This window comes from Paenarthrobacter nicotinovorans, from assembly GCF_021919345.1.
In the GTDB taxonomy this organism is placed as follows: Bacteria; Actinomycetota; Actinomycetes; order Actinomycetales; family Micrococcaceae; genus Arthrobacter; species Arthrobacter nicotinovorans.
Genome location: NZ_CP089293.1, coordinates 1,984,332 through 1,999,646, shown reverse-complemented (window position 1 = coordinate 1,999,646; position 15,315 = coordinate 1,984,332). Strand labels below are relative to the sequence as shown.

The window sequence follows — 15,315 nt, the reverse complement described above, 5'->3', positions numbered from 1 at the left end:
GGGCGTAGTGTTGGCGGTGGACGAAAGGAGCACTTCATGAAGAAAATCCTCATGGTACTGACCAGCGTTTCCGAGCTCGGTGATACGGGCGAAAAGACCGGCTACAACGTGGCCGAAGCCGCACATCCGTGGAAGGTCTTCAAGGATTCGGGCCACTTCGTCGATTTTGCTTCCATCAAGGGCGGCCAGCCTCCCAGCGACGTAGTAGACACCGATGATCCCATCCAGGTTGCTTTCACGCAGGACGAGACGACGCGCGCCGGGCTCTACAACACTGCCCGCGTCGACGTCATAGACCCGGAGCAATATGATGCCGTCTACCTCGTGGGAGGTCACGGCACCATGTGGGACTTCCCCGACAGTGAAGGTCTGCAGCGGCTGGTAGCGAGCGTTTACGACGCCGGGGGCTTGGTGGGCGCTGTCTGTCATGGTCCCGCCGGTCTGCTGAATGTGGAATTGAAGGATGGTTTCCGGCTCGTCCAGGGTCGGGACGTGGCCGCATTCACCAACGACGAAGAAGTTGCCGCCGGGAAGGACAAGGTCATCCCGTTCTTTCTTGCCGACCGTTTGGAAGAACAGGGAGCGCACCATGTCTCCGCAGGTGTCTTTGAAGAGAAAGTCGTCGTGGATGAACGGCTGGTAACCGGACAGAATCCTGCCTCGGCAGCTGGTGTGGCGAAGGAAATGGAGAAACTCTTCGCCGAGCTTATCCACCATGAAAAAGCTGAGGAGCAGCACGAGGCGAAAGCGCTGCGCGCTGAGAAGGACGCGGAAAAGGACGCCAAAAAGAAAGCGGCGGCCGACGCCGGACACTAGGTAGCAGCATTCGACCGAACGGCCCTCCGAAGTGGGGGCCGTTCCGTCTGCCGAAGTTGCTGTCGCTCACTGCAGGACGCACTCGGCGGCCGGGCAGTTGGCCGTAAATCTGAAGGCGGCGTAGCCTCCAGCGACCGTGAACTGACCGCGGTGACAGCCGCCGTCGGGTATCTCTTCACCCGTCGGGTTTAAGGTTGGGGTAACAGTCAGAGCGCGATTGTCTTGAAAATGACTGGCTTGAAAAAACAGGAATGGTTGTCCTTGGTGCAGCCGAGCCATCACATGAGAGGTGACACAGCGTGCCTGAAGTGACCTCAGCGCCAGGGCACGGTCCCCACGGCGACCTGTGTTCTGCATTCCTCGAGGAACTGCCCATCGCCGGAGCGGCAGTGTCGATATTCGGAGGTTCTGCGGCCGAAACCCTGATGTGTGCATCCGACGCTACAGCTGCGCGGCTTGATGAGCTTCAGTACGATCTTGGAGACGGACCACGGTGGGATGTTTTCCGTACCCATCTGCCGGTCATGATCAACGATCTGAGCCACGCTGGAGTCCGCTCGTGGCCCGCCTTTGCAGAAGCAGCAAGCAGTACTGATGCAGAGGCGCTCTTCGTGTTCCCCTTGCTGGCCGGCGACCTGGTTATCGGCGTCGTGGAACTATACTGCACCTCACCGCGCGAACTCAGCACTGAGCAGGGCGCCCGTGCCGCCCGGATTGCCAACCGGACGGCATGGACATTGCTGCGGGGATTACTGCCGGACGGTGATACCGGGACTGCCACCGTTCCGCTGGCACGGCGGGAAATCCACCAGGCTACCGGGATGGTGCTGGTCCAGACAGGAAGCACCGCCGACGAAGCGTTGCTGCTGCTGCGAGGCCACGCCTTCGCCAGCGGACGTTCTTTGCAGGACACCGCAATGGACGTCGTGAACAGGCGGCTTGATTTCACGCCGGCAGCGGGCGCCAGTGATACCGGCCCACAGTAAAATGCTGACATGGTAATAAAAAGCAGAGCCGAGCGTCTTAGCGACACATTCGTGAAGCTTACCGACACGCTCGTTGCCGACTACGACGTCCTGGATCTGCTTCACACCCTCGTGGGAGACGCCGTCGATTTGCTCGATGCTGCCCAGGCAGGGCTGTTGCTCTCTGACGCTGACGGTAACCTGCAGCTGCTGGCTTCAACCAGCGAGCAAAGCCAGTTGGTGGAGTTGCTCCAACTTGAAGCCGGCGCAGGTCCCTGCGTGGAGTGCTACCGGACTGGAGCTGTCGTCACCGTCGACGACATCAGGGACCTTGGCGAACGCTGGCCAGCCTTCCAGCAAATCGCCCTGGACATGGGTTTCCGGTCAGTGCATGCAGTACCAATGCGCGTCCACACAAGGGTTATCGGTGCCATGGGTCTGTTTGGCGCCGAAACGGGTGCCTTGAATCCCGAAGACGCGGCCATAGCCCAGGCCATGGCCGACGTAGCAACCATCAGCCTTCTGCAGGAACGGACTATTCGGGAAGCGGGCATCCTTAACGATCAACTGCAACGGGCTCTGACCACCCGGGTGCTCATCGAGCAGGCCAAGGGTGTCATTGCGCAGACCAAGAACCTGGACATGGACAGTGCCTTCAACGTGCTGCGCGCACATGCACGCTCCACCCGGCAAAATCTCCATGACGTTGCTGAAAGTATCGTCAAGCGCACCCTGATGATCTAGCACTCCCGTTGGGACAATTCGCAATGGATCGCGCGCCGTAGTCCATTTCCTATGGACTCACGGAACCTTCCGTGCCTACGCTTGAGTTGTTGCCCCAGACCTCGGCATTGCTTGCCAGCGCACCGCTTTTCCAGCGCATCCGAGGAGGCAACACCTTGTCGCTCATTAACCAGCCGCCGCCGGTCGTTCCCCCACGTTCGCCTTCCCCCGCGCAGGCATCGTCGGGAGTCCGGGTCAACAAAGTCACCAGCAGCTATGCGGGGCTCTTGACATTGATCAAGGAAGCCGGATTGCTTGAGCGGTCGCGGCGTTACTACCTGGTGCTGCTGACGCTGCTTGCCGTTTCGGGCGCCGGCGCCTGGGTGGCGTTCTTCCTCCTGCGCGACTCCTGGCTCCAGCTCGCCATCGCCGGCGCGCTCGGCGTCGTTTTCACGCAGTTCGCGTTGCTCGGCCATGAAGCAGCGCATCTTCAGGTGTTCTCGTCCCGCGCGGCAAACGAATGGACCGCCCGTCTGCTCGCCACCCTGATGGTGGGCATGAGCTACGCCTACTGGACAGACAAACACTCACGGCACCATGCACGGCCGAACGTGGTCAACAAGGACCCGGACATCGCTCCAGGCGCCATCATCTTCCACAACGAATTGCCGGGCAGCCGTGGTCGGTTCTCCAGGGCCTACGGCAAACGACAGGGCTATCTCCTGTTCCCCCTGCTTTTGTTCCTTGGCTGGACTCTGCACATCGATTCGCTGAAGTATTTGCTGCGTCGAGGGCCGGTCAAGTTCCGGTGGCTTGAGCTCGGCCTGCTGGGTCTGCGTTTCGGCACCTATCTCGGAATATTGTTCCTCGTCCTGTCCCCGGGTGTTGCCGCTGCGTTCATCGCGGTTCAGGTCGCGGTCTTTGGTTTGTACATGGGCGGGACCTTCGCGCCAAACCACAAAGGGATGCCGATCCTTCCTGAAAACAGCCGTGCCGACTTCCTGACCCGGCAGGTGCTCACTTCCCGCAACATCACGGGCGGGAAGTTTGTGACGTTCTTCATGGGTGGCCTCAACTACCAAATCGAACACCACCTCTTTCCGGATATGCCCCGCAGGCACCTTCGCGAGGCGAGCAACATCGTCAAAGCGCACTGCCTTCTCCTGGATATTCCCTATACCGAGACCGGGCTGATGCGCTCATATTCAATCGTCATCCAGTACCTGAATAAGGTTGGCCTCGCCGCTGCCGACCCCTTCACCTGTCCCCTCGCCGGCCAACACAGGCCATAACGGTGCGACACTATTGACCCTGCCAAAGCCAAGAGTTCACGACTCAAGCAATCCATTACCGGACCCCTCCTGTTCCTCTTCATCCTCGGCGATGTGTTGGGTGCAGGGATCTACGCACTGGTGGGCAAGGTCGCGGGCGAGGTGGGAGGGGCCATCTGGATTCCCCTTGCCCTAGCGCTTTTCCTCGCAATGCTGGCGGCGGGGTCCTACGCAGAGTTGGTCACAAAATACCCCAAGGCCGGCGGAGCAGCCGTCTACGCTGAACGGGCCTTCAAAGTACCGGTGATTTCGTTCCTCGTTGGTTTTTCCATGCGGCCTGATCCACACCATCCACGGGCAGATGGTTAGGCTGGGTGGATGGCGACACTTATCCTCGTGCGGCACGGCCGCACCACTGCCAATGCCTCCGGTCTGTTGGCCGGTCGCGCCGACGGAGTCAGCCTGGACCAGGTCGGGCGTGACCAGGCGGCCCTGACCGGAGACCGGCTCGCCGCGGTTCCCTTGGCGGGGGTGGTATCGAGCCCCCTTGAGCGTTGCCGGCAGACCGCCCAACTCATCCTCGACCGACAGTCCAGCGCGCCGTACGCGCCGGTCGAGTCCGACCTTACTGAGTGTGACTACGGCCAGTGGCAGGGCCGGAGGCTTAGTGATCTCGCGACTGAGGACCTATGGTCTTTGGTGCAGTCCCAACCATCCGCCGTCGTCTTTCCCGGCGGTGAGTCCATGGCCGCCATGCAGGCCCGGTCGGTGGCGGCGATCCGACGCCACGATGCGGCCTTCGAGGCCGAGTTCGGGCCGGCGGCCGTATGGGCTGCCGTCAGTCATGGCGATGTGATCAAGTCAATCCTCGCCGACGCCCTCGGCATGCACCTGGATCTGTTCCAGCGCATTAACGTCAATCCCGCCTCCGTATCAATCGTCCACTACGGTGCTGACCGGCCAAGCGTCTACGCAACCAACACGGAAGCCGGGGATCTGTCCTGGCTCTCGAATGGCATCCGTTCCGCCGACGCGCCGGTGGGGGGCGGGGCCGGTCAGAAGACGCCATGAACCGCATGTGCCTAAGATACTGACATGCCTACACGTGTTCACGAGTTTGCCTGGCCCGATCGGGTTGTCATCGGCACCATTGGCCTTCCGGGAGCCCGCACGTTCTACTTGCAGGTACGCGCAGGGGCGGAAATCGTCAGTATTGCCCTCGAGAAGCAACAATCGGCCCAACTCGCGGAGAAAATAGACGAAATTCTCGACCAGCTCAGCACCATCGAAGGCAACCCTTTCAGCATTCCCACAAGTACTCCCATGGAACTGGTCGACAACGACCCGCTTGAGGCCCCGCACGAGCAGTTCCGAGCCGGTGCCATGACCCTGGATTGGGACCCGACCACGGCACAGATAGTCGTCGAGGCCTACCCCATCATCGACGTCGATACCGACGACGAACCGCTTGAAGACAGCGCCGGCGACACCGAAATGATGCTGGTGCGAATGCCGGTGGGTACAGCACGCGCGTTTGCCAAGCGCACCCGTGAGATCGTGGATGCCGGGCGTCCGATGTGCCCGCTCTGCGGGTACCCCATGGATGCAGATGGGCACACCTGCACCGTTCCCGAGGTCTGATGCCGACGCCGGATCTCGCGACCGCCGAACTGAAACTCATGGGCCGCATCACCACGGCCTCAAACGCCACTTTCCTGGGGAGCATCGGCGACACCCAGGTGGTCTACAAGCCCATAGCCGGTGAAAGTCCACTGTGGGATTTTCCCCACGGCACCCTCGCTCACCGGGAGGTGGCCGCCTACCTGGTTTCGCAGGTGCTGGGCTGGAACATCGTCCCGAAGACCTGGCTGCGCGATGGTCCCCTGGGGGAAGGAATGGTACAGCTCTGGCAGGAGCAGGACCCGACCCAAAGCCCCGTGGACCTGGTGTCAATGGACGAAGTACCGGAGTCGGGCTGGAAACAAGTTCTCGAAGGCCAGGATGAGAACGGACAGATGGTTGCCCTCATCCACGAAGATTCCCCGGCCCTGCGGCGCATGGCCGTGTTCGACCTCGTGGTCAACAACGCTGACCGAAAGGGCAACCACATACTGCCCATGCCGGACAGACACCGGCACGGCGTTGACCATGGGCTCACCTTCCATAGCGACCACAAGCTGCGGACCGTGCTGTGGGGCTGGCTGGGAGATGCACTGACCGTAGAGGAACTCGACGGCATTGATCGTGTCAGCGATGAACTGCCGGGTACCTTGGGCCAAGAGCTGGCAGAGTTGCTCAGCGACGAGGAATTGGAAGCGCTGGTTGCGCGCTGCACCCGGTTGCGCTTGGCAGGGCGTTTTCCTCCGCCAAGCGCTGACATGCCTGCGGTGCCCTGGCCCCTGTTCTAGAAGAGTTGTCCAAAGGAATCAGGCGTGCTGCTGCCGGGCCGGTCAGGCCAGCCAGCGCCACCAGCGCGGCCGTTCCACCTCATCGGCTTGTTCCGGCTCCGGCTCTTCGCCCAAAGCCAGTGCCGCCTCGACGATGTCATCAGCGGTGAGCGTCATGACGGCCTCCCGGTCAAGAGCATCCAGGCTTTGTCCTTCGTCCAAGGACAGCCGCAATGCCTGCCGGTTCAGTGCCTGCTCGAACAGCGTGCGGGCGAACCGTGCGTTACCGGAGTCCTCGCCCGCATGAAGCCCGGCGAGAATGCGACGCAGCATCTGGTCCGCACCCGGCTCCAACATGTACTGGTGCTGGGCAAGCATTTGGTGAAAAATCGTTTCGAGTTCGTCCACCGAGTAGTCAGGGAATATGATCTCCCGGGCGAACCGGGAGCGCAATCCAGGGTTGGAGAGCAAAAAGGCTTCCATTAACCGGGGGTAACCGGCGACGATCACGACCAGCCGATGCCGATGGTCCTCCATCCGCTTGAGCAGGACTTCAATGGCCTCCGGGCCGAAGTCCGTCCGCCCGTCCTCCGGGGCCAGCGCATAAGCCTCGTCGATGAAGAGGACACCGTCCAGCGCGCGCCGGATCACCCGGTCCGTCTTGATGGCGGTCGCTCCGACGTATTGCCCCACCAGGCCCGAACGGTCGACCTCAACCAGGTGTCCCTTCTGCAGCAGACCGACCGCGCGGTACATCTCCGCCAAAAGCCGCGCCACGGTGGTCTTGCCCGTGCCCGGGTTTCCGAGGAACACCAGGTGCTGGGAGGTGGCCACTTCCGGCAGGCCGTGCGCCTTTCGGCGGGCCTGGACACGGAGCATGGCAACCAGGGCACGAACCTGTTCCTTCACGGTCTCCAGTCCGACCAGCGCATCGAGTTCGGCCTGCACTTCGGACAGCGGCCGGGCCGGCCCCGGCTTGACTCCGATGAGGTCGCCGACCAGGTCGTCGACGCGCTCCGAACCGGGCAGCTTGAGCTGATTGGCCAGATGGCCAATGGTCTCACGCAGGTCATCGAGCGGATTGCGGCTGGCAGCCATACACCCACTGTAGACCCCGTACCGCTTGCTGGTTATGGTGACGGGTCGCCACGAGTTGGCGTGGGCTTTTCGTCGTCGTTGTCCTCCTCTGAAACACCTGACTGCGGAAGGGCGGCCAACAGCCTCCCAAGCAGCTCCAATTGTTCGCTGTTGATCGCCATCAGCCGGTCGATCTCCGCTTTGGCCTGCACGTCTGTGTCGAAGTCGTGCTTTGCCATTGCTGCCGCTATGGCATCCTGCCGTTTCGCTGCGATCAGCAAAATGGCACCTTGAAGGCCGGCAAGCATCGACAAGAACAGGTTCAACAGGATGAACGGGTAAGGGTCCCAGGCGTTCCCGGCCAGAAGGTAGGAATTGATGGCGGCCCAAACCACCATCGCCAAGACGAAACACCCGACGAAAGTCCAGCTGCCCATGCCGTTGCGGAGGTAGTCCGCTGCTCGCTCACCCTTGCTCAGGCCCGCGAGGTGCTGACCGTGCCAGGTCTTATCGTGTTCACTCATGAGCACAGTGGACGAGGTTGTGCTACTGCTGCGTCCATACCCAGTCCCGGATTTCCGGAAGGTCTTCAAAGTGCTCCCGGATGTAGTTGGCGTGGGCTTCCAGTTGGCTCTGGCAATGCTCCAGGAGGTGCCCGGCTCCTGCGAATTCTCCCTTGGCCCGGTGCAGTGCTTCCATCACCAGGTGATACCGGCTGACTTTGTTCAGGACCACCATGTCGAAAGGCGTGGTGGTGGTTCCTTGCTCGTTGTATCCACGGACGTGGAAGCGCTCGGGCTCCGGGCGGCCGTGCAGAAGTTGGTGCAGGGCCCGCGCATAACCGTGCCAGGCCATCACGACGTCCACGTCGGCAGTGAAGAGTTCCTGGAACTTAGCACTCGAAAGCCCGTGCGGATGGGTACCCGGAGGCGGCAGGACCATGGCATCCATGACATTGACGACACGGACGGACATGTCCGGGACATGTTTTTTGAGGAGCCAGGCAGCCGCCAAAGTCTCTTGCGTGGGTACGTCACCGGCGCAGGCCAGGACGATGTCAGGTTCCCTGCCGCTTGGGGTCCCCGGGATCTCATTACCGGCCCAGTCCCATGCCGATGCGCCCACAGCTGCGTGCTGCCTCGCCTCTTCGAGCGACAAGTACTGCGGATGTTCCTGTTTGTCGATCACCACCAGATTCACGTAGTCCTTGCTCTTGAGGACGTGTTCCGCCGTGACCAGCAGGGTGTTTGCATCCGGCGGGAAGTAGACCCTGACGACCGTGCTTGACAGTGAAATCACGGCATCGATGAGCCCTGGTCCCTGATGGCTGAATCCGTTGTGGTCGTTGCGCCAGCAGGTGGAAGTCAACAGGATGTTCAAGCTGGGTACGGGTTCCCGCCATTCCAGGTCCCGGGAATGCTGGAGCCATTTGGCGTGCTGGATGGTCATGGAAGCACTCACCATCGCAAATGCCTCGTAACTGGCAAACAGGCCATGCCTGCCTGTCAGCAAGTACCCTTCCAGCCAGCCCTGGCACAGATGTTCGGACAGGACTTCCATCACCCGCCCGTTGACGGACACGTGGTCCGCTGCAAGCGCGGCAGCACTGCTCGCGGCCGGCTCCATGAGGCACCTGTCGGTGGCTTCGAAGACCGCGCCGAGCCTGTTGCTGTTGGTCTCGTCGGGGCAGAAGAGCCGGAACCTTGGATCGTCGGCGGTGTCGAGGTAAATGTCCCGCAGCATCTCCCCCAACGGTTTGGTGCTTTCATGCATCACTGCGCCGCGGGGAACCGGCTCGATGGCGTATTGCTTGAGCTCGGGCGTGGTGAGGTCGCGGCCCCCTTTCCCACGGCTGGCGGGCAGCGACCCCATGCGCAGATCGCCTTCGGGGGCCAGCCCGGACAGTTCGGCGATCAGCCGGCCATCGGCGTCGAAAAGTTCTTCCGGCCGGTAGGAGCGCATCCATTCCTCAAGTTGCCTTAGGTGCCCGGGGTTGTCCCTGACCCCGGCCAGCGGGACCTGGTGGGAGCGGTGGGTTCCCTCCACGGCTTTCCCGTCCACGGTCGCCGGCCCGGTCCATCCTTTGGGCGTCCGCAGGATGATGGCCGGCCACCGTGCGGGGCCGGTGACTCCCTCCTTACGCGCATGGGATTGGATGGCGCGAATGGAGGCGTAGGCGGCGTCCAACGATGAGGCGAGGGCGGGGTGAACCAAGGCCGGGTCATCTCCGGACACAATGACGGGATCCCAGCCGTGCGCTTCCAAGAGGGAGGCTACGGCAAGGTTTGAGCGTCTGCCCAGCACAGTGGGTCCGGAGATCTTGTGCCCGTTGAGGTGGAGGATGGGAAGTACCGCCCCGTCCCTGAGCGGGTTGATGAACGATGGCGCTTTCCAGGATCCCTCCAGCGGCCCGGTTTCAGCTTCCCCGTCGCCGACGACGCAGGCAACAATCAGGTTCGGGTTGTCCATTGCCGCACCGGTGGCATGCATCAGCGAGTAGCCCAGCTCGCCGCCTTCATGAATGGATCCGGGCGTCGCCGGACCGACGTGGCTGGCGATGCCTCCCGGCGTCGAGAACTGCCGGACCAAGGACCGGAGCCCTTCCAGGTCTCTGCCGACGGCGGGATAAACCTCCGAGTAACTGCCTTCCAAGTAGGTATTGGCGACGACGGCGGGGCCACCGTGGCCGGGTCCGGTCACCATCAGGACCTGGGCACCCGTGCGGCGGATGACGCGATTGAGGTGAGCATAGATCAGGGACAGGCCCGGGCTGGTGCCCCAATGGCCCAGGAGCCGGGGCTTGATGTGCCGTGGTTCCAGTGGTTCCTGCAGCAAGGGATTTTCCTGGAGGTAGATTTGGGCCACCGTCAGGTAGTTCGCCGCGGACCAGTACCGGTGCAGGAGGTCAAAGTTCTCTTCTTCAGGCTTAGGATCGGTATCGGTGGTGTTCAAGTCCCGGCTCATGTCGCGATCAACCTTCCTCAGTTGGCATGGCGAGCAAAGCCGCCGTCGATTCTGCAATGGCACGTTCTTCGTCGCTGGGCACTACGAGCACCGGAAATGTGGATTCCATGGTGCTGATCACGCGGATGCCGTCCCGGGCGGCCGTATTCGGGGCCTTGTTATTCAGGGCCGCGTTATTCAGGGCCGCGTCGATGCCAAGGCCAAGTGGTCCCAACCAGGCCACCACCTTCTCCCGGAACAGCGCAGAGTTCTCGCCCACTCCCCCGGTAAACACCAGGGCGTCGGGTCCGCCAACCACCATGGAATACGCGGCTACGTACTTGGCGAGGCGGTAGGCAGCCATGTCGATGGCCAGACGGGCCCGGGGCTCGCCGTTGCGGGCAGCCATCCCAACAGTCCTCATGTCCGCGGATCCAGCAACTGCAAGCAGCCCCGATTGGTGGTTCAGGATGTGGTCGACTTCATCCGCGGTTGCTCCGTCCTGCTGCAACAGCAGGACCACGGATGGATCCAGGTCTCCGGAGCGAGTGCCCATGACGAGCCCCTCCAAAGGTGTCATTCCCATGGAGGTATCCACACTGAGTCCATGCCTGACGGCGGTGACGGACGCTCCGTTGCCGACGTGGGCCACCACAGCGCTCAGGGTGGAAACAGGCCCGTCGAGGAACACGGCTGTGTCCTGGCAGGCCATCTCGACGGAGATTCCGTGAAAGCCGTATCGCCGCACGGGATAATCCCGGTATAGATCCTCCGGAATGGCATAACGGGCGGCAAAGTCCGGAATGGAGCGATGGAAGGCCGTGTCAAAGACCGCAACCTGTGGCAGATCGGGCCATCGTTGGCCGGCCGTCTCGATACAGGCAACGCTGGCCGGATTGTGGAGCGGCGCCAAGGGACTGAGCCCATCAATGGCCGCTGTTACTTCCGCGGTGACACGAACCGGAGTGCTGAACTGTGCGCCGCCGTGGACAACGCGGTGTCCGATTGCTTCCGGCGCGGATCCAACGCTTTTGATGGTGGCCTCCAGTTCGTCAAAAGCGGTCTCCAGGCGATCCGGGCTGGAGCGCTCCCCCGGTGGCCAGTCAACCTGTCCTGACAGCAGGATGCCCGCAGCCCGGCCGGCATCGGCGGTCTCCCGAAGGTGGTACTTCAGCGATGAGGAACCTGGGTTCAGTACAAGGACGCGCATGTTCTCCTCTCGTCACCGGTACTGCAACGGATCGTGCCCTCCCTGTGGACCCTAACGCACTGTGCCGCACAGTGGGAGGGCCTTCCGGCCCTTGCGACGGCGGCCTGTGCCACCGATAGTGGAGACCATCACCGTTGGCAACCGAAGGGAACTCCGTTCGTGAAGAATCAGATCCTGGTTGCGCTGGACGGTTCCCGGGCCGGTGGACATGTTGCGGACTGGGCTGCTGCCCGGGCGGATTCGATGGGTTCCGGCCTGGTCTTGGTGCATGTTGTTCCCGGAGAATGGCTCTATCCCAAGGAACGCGACCGGCAGCTGGCGCAGCGACGTGGCGATGACCTTCTTGAAAGTGAAGCGGCCCGCTTGACGTCGGCCTTCCCGCGCTTGAGCGTCGTCCACCGCCGGTTATCAGGTGAACCTGCCGAAACGATCGCCGCGTTGTCGGCCGACTACGAGTTAGTGGTGGTGGGAACGGACCGTGGACCAGGCACAGAAGGGCAAGGGTACGGTTCGGTCAGTTTCCAGGTGGCTGTCACAGGCAAGGGCAACGTCGCCGTTGTTCCTGCCGACCACCCGCAGGGTCGGTCCGGCGTGGTGGTAGGTGTTGACGGTTCGGCTGAATCTCTCTCCGCCGTGGAGTTCGGCGCTGCGGAAGCTGCAAGGCTGGGTCAGGAGTTGATCCTTGTCCACGCCACGGGCCCCGATGCGGCGTCTTCCGTGGACGCGGATGTCCTCCGCGCCTCCGCCCAGCACGCCGGCCGGCAGTTCCCGGACATCATTGTCAAGGAAAGTTCCGACGCCGGAAAAGGCCCCGGGGATGCGCTCGTGGACGCGGCCCGGCATGCGCAAGTGCTGGTCATGGGGCGCAAAGGCCGCGGAGGATTGCGCGTACTCCTCGGCTCCGTCGCCCAGCATGTGCTGCTGCACGTTCAGTGCCCCACCATCCTGACGCGCCCCGGAGAAAAGGGACCTGACGGCAGTTAGCGGGTATCGTCGTCGTGCCCGTCGGCAGCGGAGGGATCCAGCGGCGGCCACCATTTGGACGGTGGGCTGATGACGAACCGGCGTCCGCTGATCTCTGTTGGCGTGACCCTGACCAGGACGTCCTTGGCACCAGGCTGCCACGGGGAAAGACCGGCTTCGACGGCCTCCTGGATGTCCTCTGGCTGGGTGACAAATTCGGGGCTTCCTTTGAGGATGACGCTCCAGGCGACGGTTCCGTAGCGGTTGAATCCATCGGCTTCCAAGGAAAGGGCGGATCCCTCCCGGAGGGCGTCGAGTTTCGTTCCCGGTCCGGTCCTGAAAAGGACGGTTCCAAACTTCGGGACAAAGTTCACCGGGAAAATCTCCGGCAACCCGTCATTGATGAGGGCGATCCTGGCGATGGACACCGACTGCAGATACTTCCAGCAGTCGTGGACGCTGAGTTCCTTGGTGTCCTCTGCCGTTGCTGTGTTCTCCATAGCGCCGAGCCTAACGCCTTCGAACCGGCACGTGTAGGGCAGAAAGTCCCCTCTGCCGACGGTCTTCCGGGCTTCTCCCAAGGACTGCCCGGGCGCCGGAGCCGAAGGTCATGGCGCAAGGCCGCGGGACCTTCGGCCCTGTCGTGGCCGATGTGCCCGCCATAGGATCACGTTCATCAGCTCTCAGCTGCCCACCCGGCGCTGTGGCCCCTACATCACGCAGGAGAAACACCGTGGAAAACGACGAACGACCAAGCACCGTCCTCTCCGAAGCAGACTCGTGGAAGGTGCTCGAACGGAACCAGCATGGTCGCCTGGCCGTCAGTGTCCTGGGAGAGCCGGACATCTATCCGTTGAACTTTGTCGCCCACGAAGGTCGATTGCTCCTCAGGACGAATCCGGGAACAAAGCTGGCCGAACTGACCGTCAACGAGAAAGTTGCCTTCGAGGTCGAGGAGATCGTCGGGTCCGAGGCCTGGAGTGTTGTCCTCAAAGGCAAGGCAAGGGTGATCGAATCCCAGACAGAAATCGACGAGGCGGACAAACTTCCGCTCAAACCGTGGATCCCCACCCGCAAATACACCTACGTGGAGATCACCCCTACAAGGGTCCACGGCCGCTACTTTGAACTTGGGGACGAGCCTGAGCGGTACTGACGCCTTGGCCCTGCCGCACGCGGGACATCTTTGAGGCACGCGGACCCAGTGCCCTGAGCGCGTTCAGGATCGTCGCCAGATCCACGAACTCCTGGAGCAACGCCCCTGCTACCGCCGGGATGACTCCCGCCATTGCCACCACCATCAAGCCAAGACTGAGCACGATGCCCGTCCAGATGCTGGTGCGTGCGATCCGCATGGTGTGTTGGCCGATATCCACGGCCAGCGCGGCCCGTGACAAGTCATCGAGCATGATGACCACATCCGCGGACTCGCTTGCCGCAGTGGCACCTTTGGCACCCATGGCAATGCCGACGTCGGCTGCCGCCAAAACGGGGGCGTCGTTGACGCCGTCGCCGACCATCATGACCGGCCGCAGCGTCAGCGCCTTGACGGCCGCGACCTTGTCCGGCGGCAGGCACTCGGCCACCACGTCGTCAATGCCGGCACTTTGGCCGATGTGGCGGGCCGTGGACGAGGCGTCCCCGGTCAGGAGCATGGTGTGCCGCACACCCAACCGGCCAAGTTCCGCCAGGGTCTCAACGGCATTGGACCGTAAGGGATCGCTCATGATGAGCGTTCCGGCGAACTTTCCCCCGACCCCCGCGTAAACGGCGAGCTGTCCGCCTTCCAGCGTTGCGCTCTCAAAGCCGGTGGTGTTCTCTTCCACGAACGCGGGCTTTCCCACAACGACCGGCACCGACCCGACCTCGGCGCGCACGCCATTGGTGGCGTGTTCGCTGGCACCTGTCGCCGGCAGCAGCGACAAACCGCGTCCGCGGGCCGCCGCAATGACGGAGGCGGCGAAAATGTGCGATGAATACTGCTCGGCAGATGCCACCAGCTGCAGGAGATCATCTTCTGACAGCCCTGTCCCCGGAGCGAGACGAATCCCGGCCAGGACGGGTTTTCCCTGCGTGAGTGTCCCTGTCTTGTCGAAGACCGCCGACCTCACCCGGCTGAGCTGCTCCAGCGTGCCTGCGTTCTTGATGATGATCCCCGCCTTGGCGGCCCGGCTGGTCCCGGCCAGGAAGGCCACTGGCGCGGCGATCAGCAGGGGGCACGGTGTGGCCACCACCAGTACCTGGACAAAACGGACCTGATCCTGGCTGAGCCACCAGGCCACGCCCGCCATGACGAAGGCAACCAAGGTGAAAGGCACAGCGTACCTGTCAGCCAGGCGGACAGTCGGGGCGCGGCTTGCTGCGGCCTCCCTCACCAGGCCGATGATCTGGTTGTACTGGGAATCGATCGCGGATGCCGTGGCCACCATGCGGATTGCGTCGGCCCCGTTGACGGAGCCGCTGAGCAGCAAGTCACCGGTCAGCCGCTCTGCCGGAAGGCTTTCGCCGGTCAGTGCGGACTCGTCGAAAGTCCCGACGTCGGACAGCAGCCTTCCGTCGACCGGGACGGTTTCAGCCGGCTTGACAAGAAGGACGTCTCCGGGCGCGACCAGGTCAACGCCGATATCCTCCACCCGGCCATCCGCCTCGCGGTGGGCGTGGCGTGGTGTGCGTGCGAGGAGGGCACGGAGCTCCTTGGTGGCACGGCCCTGGGCGAAGTCCTCCAGGGCTTCACCCCCGGTCAACATGAGGACAATGACCAAGGAGGCGATGTACTCTCCCACTGCGGCTGTCGCGCCGATGGCGGTGACAGCGAGCAGGTCGATGCCCCACCTGCCGTGGAAAAGGCCCTTGACCATTGTCCCGGCGCGGTAAAGCGCCACGGAGAGGGCGTAGATGGTCGCTGTGCCCTGTGCTGCGGCGCCGTTTCCGTTGAGCAGCAGTGCCCCCACGGCGAGCAT

General features: G+C 62.8%; 15 protein-coding genes and 1 pseudogene. 10 read left to right on the top strand and 6 right to left on the bottom strand.

What is annotated here, in order from left to right:
• The first annotated feature begins 36 nt into the window (after window positions 1-36).
• The 8 genes and pseudogenes from JMY29_RS09350 (at window position 37) to JMY29_RS09315 (ending at window position 6,183) form a co-directional block, all read left to right on the top strand.
• Entirely contained in the window at window positions 37-816 is a 780-nt protein-coding gene (locus JMY29_RS09350; protein ID WP_189075642.1) for a type 1 glutamine amidotransferase domain-containing protein, read from the top strand.
• Window positions 817-1,115: 299 nt separating this feature from the next.
• A complete protein-coding gene (locus tag JMY29_RS09345; protein WP_082010176.1) occupies window positions 1,116-1,802 on the top strand; it encodes a GAF and ANTAR domain-containing protein in 687 nt (228 codons plus the stop codon).
• A 9-nt stretch (window positions 1,803-1,811) separates the two neighbouring features.
• On the top strand, window positions 1,812-2,525 hold the full coding sequence (locus tag JMY29_RS09340) for a GAF and ANTAR domain-containing protein (protein WP_189075643.1): 714 nt from the start codon (window positions 1,812-1,814) through the stop codon (window positions 2,523-2,525).
• A gap of 71 nt (window positions 2,526-2,596) precedes the next feature.
• Complete coding sequence (locus JMY29_RS09335) at window positions 2,597-3,796, top strand: fatty acid desaturase family protein (protein ID WP_189075644.1); 1,200 nt, start codon at window positions 2,597-2,599, stop codon at window positions 3,794-3,796.
• Window positions 3,797-3,808: 12 nt separating this feature from the next.
• Window positions 3,809-4,108 (top strand): annotated as a pseudogene (locus JMY29_RS09330) (amino acid permease); the annotation flags it as partial.
• 45 nt (window positions 4,109-4,153) lie between these two features.
• Complete coding sequence (locus JMY29_RS09325; protein ID WP_189075645.1) at window positions 4,154-4,846, top strand: histidine phosphatase family protein; 693 nt, start codon at window positions 4,154-4,156, stop codon at window positions 4,844-4,846.
• Between the two features lie 24 nt (window positions 4,847-4,870).
• The gene (locus JMY29_RS09320) at window positions 4,871-5,416 is read left to right on the top strand and encodes a DUF3090 domain-containing protein (RefSeq protein WP_039241079.1); all 546 of its coding nucleotides are present in this window, start codon (window positions 4,871-4,873) and stop codon (window positions 5,414-5,416) included.
• Entirely contained in the window at window positions 5,416-6,183 is a 768-nt protein-coding gene (locus tag JMY29_RS09315; RefSeq protein ID WP_189075646.1) for an SCO1664 family protein, read from the top strand. The genes JMY29_RS09320 and JMY29_RS09315 overlap by 1 nt, the downstream gene beginning before the upstream one ends.
• A gap of 42 nt (window positions 6,184-6,225) precedes the next feature.
• Here the strand turns inward: JMY29_RS09315 and JMY29_RS09310 are convergent, their stop codons facing one another.
• Genes JMY29_RS09310 through JMY29_RS09295 form a run of 4 tightly spaced genes read right to left on the bottom strand, consistent with a single transcriptional unit; the run spans window position 6,226 to window position 11,392 of the window.
• Window positions 6,226-7,260 carry an AAA family ATPase gene (locus tag JMY29_RS09310; protein WP_064723324.1) on the bottom strand — a complete coding sequence of 345 codons (1,035 nt, stop codon included), beginning with the start codon at window positions 7,258-7,260 and terminating at the stop codon, window positions 6,226-6,228.
• 32 nt (window positions 7,261-7,292) lie between these two features.
• Window positions 7,293-7,763, bottom strand: coding sequence for a DUF1003 domain-containing protein (locus JMY29_RS09305; RefSeq protein WP_189075647.1), 471 nt, complete (start codon window positions 7,761-7,763; stop codon window positions 7,293-7,295).
• 22 nt (window positions 7,764-7,785) lie between these two features.
• On the bottom strand, window positions 7,786-10,203 hold the full coding sequence (locus JMY29_RS09300; RefSeq protein WP_189075648.1) for a phosphoketolase family protein: 2,418 nt from the start codon (window positions 10,201-10,203) through the stop codon (window positions 7,786-7,788).
• Between the two features lie 7 nt (window positions 10,204-10,210).
• Window positions 10,211-11,392 (bottom strand): acetate/propionate family kinase, encoded by a 1,182-nt coding sequence (locus JMY29_RS09295; RefSeq protein WP_189075649.1) that lies wholly within the window; start codon window positions 11,390-11,392, stop codon window positions 10,211-10,213.
• Between the two features lie 159 nt (window positions 11,393-11,551).
• On the opposite strand from JMY29_RS09295, the gene JMY29_RS09290 reads away from it, so the two are divergent.
• Complete coding sequence (locus tag JMY29_RS09290; protein ID WP_079581273.1) at window positions 11,552-12,376, top strand: universal stress protein; 825 nt, start codon at window positions 11,552-11,554, stop codon at window positions 12,374-12,376.
• On the opposite strand, the gene JMY29_RS09285 is transcribed toward JMY29_RS09290, so the two are convergent.
• Window positions 12,373-12,855, bottom strand: a complete 483-nt coding sequence (locus JMY29_RS09285) for a pyridoxamine 5'-phosphate oxidase family protein (RefSeq protein WP_189075650.1) — start codon at window positions 12,853-12,855, stop codon at window positions 12,373-12,375. The genes JMY29_RS09290 and JMY29_RS09285 overlap by 4 nt on opposite strands.
• Before the next feature lie 233 nt (window positions 12,856-13,088).
• On the opposite strand from JMY29_RS09285, the gene JMY29_RS09280 reads away from it, so the two are divergent.
• On the top strand, window positions 13,089-13,511 hold the full coding sequence (locus JMY29_RS09280) for a pyridoxamine 5'-phosphate oxidase family protein (protein ID WP_079581275.1): 423 nt from the start codon (window positions 13,089-13,091) through the stop codon (window positions 13,509-13,511).
• Here JMY29_RS09280 and JMY29_RS09275 read toward each other — a convergent pair.
• Window positions 13,456-15,315, bottom strand: coding sequence for a heavy metal translocating P-type ATPase (locus tag JMY29_RS09275; protein WP_233461529.1), 1,860 nt, complete (start codon window positions 15,313-15,315; stop codon window positions 13,456-13,458). The two genes, JMY29_RS09280 and JMY29_RS09275, sit on opposite strands and share 56 nt — an antisense overlap.

Bases quoted from the DNA above. Each gene is read 5' to 3' on its own strand.
- JMY29_RS09275 (WP_233461529.1), bottom strand. From the start codon at position 15,315: ATGCTCGCCGTGGGGGCACTGCTGCTCAACGGAAACGGCGCCGCAGCA.
- JMY29_RS09310 (WP_064723324.1), bottom strand. From the start codon at position 7,260: ATGGCTGCCAGCCGCAATCCGCTCGATGACCTGCGTGAGACCATTGGC.
- JMY29_RS09320 (WP_039241079.1), top strand. From the start codon at position 4,871: ATGCCTACACGTGTTCACGAGTTTGCCTGGCCCGATCGGGTTGTCATC.
- JMY29_RS09295 (WP_189075649.1), bottom strand. From the start codon at position 11,392: ATGCGCGTCCTTGTACTGAACCCAGGTTCCTCATCGCTGAAGTACCAC.
- JMY29_RS09315 (WP_189075646.1), top strand. From the start codon at position 5,416: ATGCCGACGCCGGATCTCGCGACCGCCGAACTGAAACTCATGGGCCGC.
- JMY29_RS09305 (WP_189075647.1), bottom strand. From the start codon at position 7,763: ATGAGTGAACACGATAAGACCTGGCACGGTCAGCACCTCGCGGGCCTG.
- JMY29_RS09285 (WP_189075650.1), bottom strand. From the start codon at position 12,855: ATGGAGAACACAGCAACGGCAGAGGACACCAAGGAACTCAGCGTCCAC.
- JMY29_RS09300 (WP_189075648.1), bottom strand. From the start codon at position 10,203: ATGAGCCGGGACTTGAACACCACCGATACCGATCCTAAGCCTGAAGAA.
- JMY29_RS09350 (WP_189075642.1), top strand. From the start codon at position 37: ATGAAGAAAATCCTCATGGTACTGACCAGCGTTTCCGAGCTCGGTGAT.
- JMY29_RS09340 (WP_189075643.1), top strand. From the start codon at position 1,812: ATGGTAATAAAAAGCAGAGCCGAGCGTCTTAGCGACACATTCGTGAAG.
- JMY29_RS09325 (WP_189075645.1), top strand. From the start codon at position 4,154: ATGGCGACACTTATCCTCGTGCGGCACGGCCGCACCACTGCCAATGCC.